The sequence below is a fragment of the Enterobacter cloacae genome (assembly GCF_011078175.1).
Taxonomy (GTDB): Bacteria; Pseudomonadota; Gammaproteobacteria; order Enterobacterales; family Enterobacteriaceae; genus Enterobacter; species Enterobacter cloacae_Q.
On the sequence record NZ_JAALCJ010000020.1, the window covers coordinates 1 to 6013 of the forward strand.

Sequence of the window (6013 nt, forward strand, 5' to 3'; positions counted from 1 at the left end):
GTCACGCTGAAAATGCCGGCCTTTGAATGGGTTCATGTGCAGCTCCATCAGCAAAAGGGGATGATAAGTTTATCACCACCGACTATTTGCAACAGTGCCGTCCTGCGAATATGTGAGTTTTGACCTAATGAGCCACAAAAACTCATTTTCGCCCACGATAATTTTTCTACTTCCTTTCTTTGGAATGCTCATTTCAATATTCACATAACGTCGCTATCAATCGCGGAAAAGGCGTAGTGCGCGAAGCGAACGAAGCTTTTTGCCGTCGATTGCATAGCTTTGTTAACCCTTTTTCCAAATTTGATAGCAATAGTTAATGTTTGAAGTAAAGTGTTGCTCAAAAACAACTTCGAAGGTATTTGGAATACTCGGGAAGAAAACATCCCCCTCTGGCTCGATGTCGATCGTCGATAAGTGGAGCGTAGAGGCCATGGGTAATGTTTCTCGGTAAATTTCTCCGCCACCAGACACTATAACGTGACCGGTGAATTCAGCTAGCCTGTCCATGGCCTCTTCGATTGACTGAAATACAACTACATTGTCATCATTTGATGTCCAACCTGAGCGGGTAACGACCGCGTATTTCCTATTGGGGAGTGCGCCCATAGATTCAAACGTCTTGCGACCCACCAGAAGCCACTGATTGTAGGTCAATGCTTTAAAAAGTAGCTGCTCCCCTTTCGCGGACCAGGGTATGTCTGGACCGCAACCAATCACGCCGTTTTTCGCTTTCGCAGCCATCAATGATACTTTCAAGGTTCTCATCCTGGGTTAACGCTTGAGTTAAGCCGCGCCGCGAAGCGGCGTCGGCTTGAACGAATTGTTAGACATTATTTGCCGACTACCTTGGTGATCTCGCCTTTCACGTAGTGAACAAATTCTTCCAACTGATCTGCGCGCGAGGCCAAGCGATCTTCTTCTTGTCCAAGATAAGCCTGTCTAGCTTCAAGTATGACGGGCTGATACTGGGCCGGCAGGCGCTCCATTGCCCAGTCGGCAGCGACATCCTTCGGCGCGATTTTGCCGGTTACTGCGCTGTACCAAATGCGGGACAACGTAAGCACTACATTTCGCTCATCGCCAGCCCAGTCGGGCGGCGAGTTCCATAGCGTTAAGGTTTCATTTAGCGCCTCAAATAGATCCTGTTCAGGAACCGGATCAAAGAGTTCCTCCGCCGCTGGACCTACCAAGGCAACGCTATGTTCTCTTGCTTTTGTCAGCAAGATAGCCAGATCAATGTCGATCGTGGCTGGCTCGAAGATACCTGCAAGAATGTCATTGCGCTGCCATTCTCCAAATTGCAGTTCGCGCTTAGCTGGATAACGCCACGGAATGATGTCGTCGTGCACAACAATGGTGACTTCTACAGCGCGGAGAATCTCGCTCTCTCCAGGGGAAGCCGAAGTTTCCAAAAGGTCGTTGATCAAAGCTCGCCGCGTTGTTTCATCAAGCCTTACGGTCACCGTAACCAGCAAATCAATATCACTGTGTGGCTTCAGGCCGCCATCCACTGCGGAGCCGTACAAATGTACGGCCAGCAACGTCGGTTCGAGATGGCGCTCGATGACGCCAACTACCTCTGATAGTTGAGTCGATACTTCGGCGATCACCACTTCCCTCATGATGTTTAACTTTGTTTTAGCCACCAATGATGCCCTCACTTTCCATGATTTTGGTGGGAATGGATTTTCTTAGCGGCAACTTACTTTCGTTGTCTATATCCATGTTAAAGGCGAAAAAGTAAACCTCTGTCTCCTTCTCAACCCACCCAACCCACCATGCGACACCAGGATTTGACTCAGTTCCCACACCAGAAAAACCAGTTTTTGAATGCACTAGATATTCAGGTGCCGCCTCCGTTACCAAAGCCTCTTTTACTATTAGCTGGTTTTCTTTAGATGCTGACAATTTATTTAAATATAGAGACTCTAGAAACTCCACTTGATTAACTGCGGAAATTCTAAGCTGGCCTTCCAACCAGAATTTGTCAATGCCACCACTGATATTCTGGTTGCCATAGGAAAATTTTTTAAGGTATTTCTGCATTCTTACTTCGCCAACTTCTCTGGCGATTTGTTGAAATACGGGAACAGCTGAAACTTGTATTGCCCCTCTTAAGGTCAAGTCTCTTTCCCATTGCTTCATGGCTCTTGGCTTTCCGTCCCATTTGAAAACCTGATGCTCATTCTTTATGACACCAGTTTCTAGGCCGATAATTGCGTTGGGGATCTTAAATGTTGATGCTGGAAGATATTCCTTTGATGCACGAGCTAAGTCATTGGTAGCGCAGGATTTACTGCTACTTTTACAAAGCACGAAGACACCATTGACGGCTTCGGCAGAGAACTCTTTGTTCCAAGACGTATTTTCTGTAATTGAACCAGCTAATGCCGTACTCGAAAGACACGCGATAATTACATATGCGGCAAATGTTTTCATGGCACCTTCTTGGTGGCTAACGTTAATTCGACCTCAGAGGCGTTTAAGTCAAAATACCTCTGACGTCTAACATGATTAATCAAAGTCTGATTTTTTAACAAAATCAGAAAGATAGACGCGAAACTTTAAAACAAAGGCGTCAACACTTCAAGTAGCGATCTTTCGCTTCGGCGAGGCCTAACGCCTGAGCTCAGCCGACCGAAACCGCGTAGCGGTTTTGGGTCGGCTGCAGCGATTTGTTGGGCGATAGCTTGCCACATTCTCTCAACGATTGGGATTTGATGTACTTTCCGCACTTTGTAGCGCGACCACATCATGCTCCCCCTGGCCGCGAGAGCCCTTCACTCGGGAAACACAAGACAGACCGAGCACGACTGTTGCAAGGGTCAAACAGTACACGACAACCGGCCAAGCCGTGTTGCGCGGCAACAGCGAAATGATCAACGTTCCGATGCTTCCTAGCAGTACACCGCCCAAGCAGAAGTAGACTGCCGTGACCGTTCCAGCAACATGGTCGAATCCTCGAAGAGCGCCATTGGGCGACACAGATACCGCTGTGGCGACACCAATACCCACTAGCCACATTGGAGCAATAAAGCCTAACACGGACTGCGAAGCCCATATTTCGGTGATGGCAAGCAATACTGCTCCAGCTATCAGGCATCCCATTCCCATTCGCAAGACACTTGGGCTGCCCCACTTGGGTATCACACGCCCCATAAAACGAGCCGTAAACACCATGGCAATTGCCACTGTGGCGAACAGCAGGCTGAAGCCAAGCTGAGACACACCTTGCCTGCCCATCATTAGTCCGGGCGCAATGGAGAAAAAGACGAAGAAGCTACCCATTCCAGCGGCGTAACACAACGTGTACAACCAGAAGTTCAGGCACTTAACGGGGAGTAGCAGCTGCGACCATTGCAAGCCCGCAACTCGTTGCACCCGGGTTTCAGGCCAGAATCGCCACGCTGCTGCAGATGCAGCGATCATGCCCAAACCTAGAAACGCAAAGATAGCCCGCCACCCAAGCCACATGTCGACGAGCGCTCCGAGCAATGGGCCTACCGCCGGGACCATGGCCAGCATGGATCCGAGTATGCCGTAAATGACATTACTTTCCTCGCGACCTGCGTAAATGTCACGTACTGTTGCAAATGTGGAAACAAGGCACGCCGAGGCACCACAAGCCTGAAGAATCCGAAGCCCCAGAAAGACTTCAGCCGATGACGTAAGAGCGAGGCCCATTGACGCCACAACGTAGGCGAGGCCACCTCCCAGTAGAACGGGGCGGCGCCCCAGTCGGTCCGATAGCGGTCCAAACAAGAGCTGACCGGCACCAATCATGACCAAGTACGTTGTCAGCGTAAGCTGAATTGTGCTCGCTGTCGTACCAAGCGCGTTTGGCATAAACGGCACTGCTGGCAAGTACATGTCCATGCCGAGTGATGCCAATAAATCGAACGGTGATAACAACAACACCGTGGCGGCAAGGGAGTACCGCCAACTAAAGTTTTTTGAGCGCACGAAACCATCTCCTTGAACAAAGGATTTGGCGGCGCTCCCGTAGAGCAAAAGGATTCATGAGAACGCCGCAACAACCGAAAAATGAAGGTTGCTGCGGCTTACTTGTCTGCGTTCTTGGAAGTGCTCATCTGCTGACTATCTCATGATTGAATTTGAATCGTAACAACTTTCAAGCAACTCTGCGAGGAGCCTTATTGTGCGCCCAACGCCGCCATAAACGGCGACAGGGTGGCGCGCCTATTGCGCATAAAATGGCGAAGCCATGCGCAACAGGCGCGGAATCTCTGGCGTCCGGTTTGATGGCTTTGTTATGCAAAGGACTAGTCTTCAATGACGTGTAAACCACGGCGCTTTAAGTCCTCTAACGAATCCAACATTCCCCTTATTAATTCAACAGGATGCCCCTCCCAGTCTTCAACAACGCCAACAATTCTCAAGGGTTCGCAGGTTCTATAGGACTGTGTTGGATTACCGGGAAATTTTTTGTTCGTAAGATTCGGATCGTCTTCGAACGGTCCTGTTGGCTCAACTATGTATATGTAGCCGCGACCCTCGAGGCCAGACAGTGACATAGCAAGTTCAGCTCCCCAAACTGCTGGCTCCATCAAGGCTGAAAAGTAGATGTGCTTAAGAATACGACCGTCCTCGAAATGAGAGATGAACCCTGTGGTTAGCAAGTCACCAATCGCCAAATTGGCTTTGGTTCCATGATAGAACGGTCCTTGCACCTGCTTGTAATTATCATGAGAGATGGGAATCCAATCTTTTACCATTTTAAGACCCTTAATTGTTGGGATTTGGCTGCATAACTTTGTTTTAGGGCGACTGCCCTGCTGCGTAACATCGTTGCTGCTCCATAACATCAAACATCGACCCACGGCGTAACGCGCTTGCTGCTTGGATGCCCGAGGCATAGACTGTACAAAAAAACAGTCATAACAAGCCATGAAAACCGCCACTGCGCCGTTACCACCGCTGCGTTCGGTCAAGGTTCTGGACCAGTTGCGTGAGCGCATACGCTACTTGCATTACAGCTTACGAACCGAACAGGCTTATGTCCACTGGGTTCGTGCCTTCATCCGTTTCCACGGTGTGCGTCACCCGGCAACCTTGGGCAGCAGCGAAGTCGAGGCATTTCTGTCCTGGCTGGCGAACGAGCGCAAGGTTTCGGTCTCCACGCATCGTCAGGCATTGGCGGCCTTGCTGTTCTTCTACGGCAAGGTGCTGTGCACGGATCTGCCCTGGCTTCAGGAGATCGGAAGACCTCGGCCGTCGCGGCGCTTGCCGGTGGTGCTGACCCCGGATGAAGTGGTTCGCATCCTCGGTTTTCTGGAAGGCGAGCATCGTTTGTTCGCCCAGCTTCTGTATGGAACGGGCATGCGGATCAGTGAGGGTTTGCAACTGCGGGTCAAGGATCTGGATTTCGATCACGGCACGATCATCGTGCGGGAGGGCAAGGGCTCCAAGGATCGGGCCTTGATGTTACCCGAGAGCTTGGCACCCAGCCTGCGCGAGCAGCTGTCGCGTGCACGGGCATGGTGGCTGAAGGACCAGGCCGAGGGCCGCAGCGGCGTTGCGCTTCCCGACGCCCTTGAGCGGAAGTATCCGCGCGCCGGGCATTCCTGGCCGTGGTTCTGGGTTTTTGCGCAGCACACGCATTCGACCGATCCACGGAGCGGTGTCGTGCGTCGCCATCACATGTATGACCAGACCTTTCAGCGCGCCTTCAAACGTGCCGTAGAACAAGCAGGCATCACGAAGCCCGCCACACCGCACACCCTCCGCCACTCGTTCGCGACGGCCTTGCTCCGCAGCGGTTACGACATTCGAACCGTGCAGGATCTGCTCGGCCATTCCGACGTCTCTACGACGATGATTTACACGCATGTGCTGAAAGTTGGCGGTGCCGGAGTGCGCTCACCGCTTGATGCGCTGCCGCCCCTCACTAGTGGGCACTGTTGCAAAGTTAGCGATGAGGCAGCCTTTTGTCTTATTCAAAGGCCTTACATTTCAAAAACTCTGCTTACCAGGCGCATTTCGCCCAGGGGAT

4 protein-coding genes and 2 pseudogenes are annotated in these 6013 nt (G+C 51.3%); 1 reads left to right on the top strand and 5 read right to left on the bottom strand.

Annotated features, from left to right (window positions below; translation table 11 throughout):
- Nucleotides 1–282: 282 nt before the first annotated feature.
- The 5 genes and pseudogenes from dfrA14 to G6Q29_RS21430 all read right to left on the bottom strand — a co-directional run bounded on the left by dfrA14 (nucleotide 283) and on the right by G6Q29_RS21430 (nucleotide 4736).
- On the bottom strand, nucleotides 283–756 hold the full coding sequence (dfrA14, locus tag G6Q29_RS21410; protein WP_004201280.1) for a trimethoprim-resistant dihydrofolate reductase DfrA14: 474 nt from the start codon (nucleotides 754–756) through the stop codon (nucleotides 283–285).
- A gap of 27 nt (nucleotides 757–783) precedes the next feature.
- Nucleotides 784–1622, bottom strand: a pseudogene (gene aadA1 / locus G6Q29_RS21415) (ANT(3'')-Ia family aminoglycoside nucleotidyltransferase AadA1).
- Between the two features lie 16 nt (nucleotides 1623–1638).
- Entirely contained in the window at nucleotides 1639–2439 is an 801-nt protein-coding gene (locus G6Q29_RS21420) for an oxacillin-hydrolyzing class D beta-lactamase OXA-10 (RefSeq protein WP_000846390.1), read from the bottom strand.
- Between the two features lie 264 nt (nucleotides 2440–2703).
- Nucleotides 2704–3963 carry a chloramphenicol efflux MFS transporter CmlA5 gene (locus tag G6Q29_RS21425; RefSeq protein ID WP_012300772.1) on the bottom strand — a complete coding sequence of 420 codons (1260 nt, stop codon included), beginning with the start codon at nucleotides 3961–3963 and terminating at the stop codon, nucleotides 2704–2706.
- A gap of 320 nt (nucleotides 3964–4283) precedes the next feature.
- Nucleotides 4284–4736, bottom strand: coding sequence for an NAD(+)--rifampin ADP-ribosyltransferase Arr-2 (locus G6Q29_RS21430; RefSeq protein ID WP_000237816.1), 453 nt, complete (start codon nucleotides 4734–4736; stop codon nucleotides 4284–4286).
- A 172-nt stretch (nucleotides 4737–4908) separates the two neighbouring features.
- Here G6Q29_RS21430 and intI1 point away from each other — a divergent pair.
- A pseudogene (gene intI1 / locus G6Q29_RS21435) lies at nucleotides 4909–5913 on the top strand (class 1 integron integrase IntI1); the annotation flags it as partial.
- Between the last annotated feature and the right edge of the window lie 100 nt (nucleotides 5914–6013).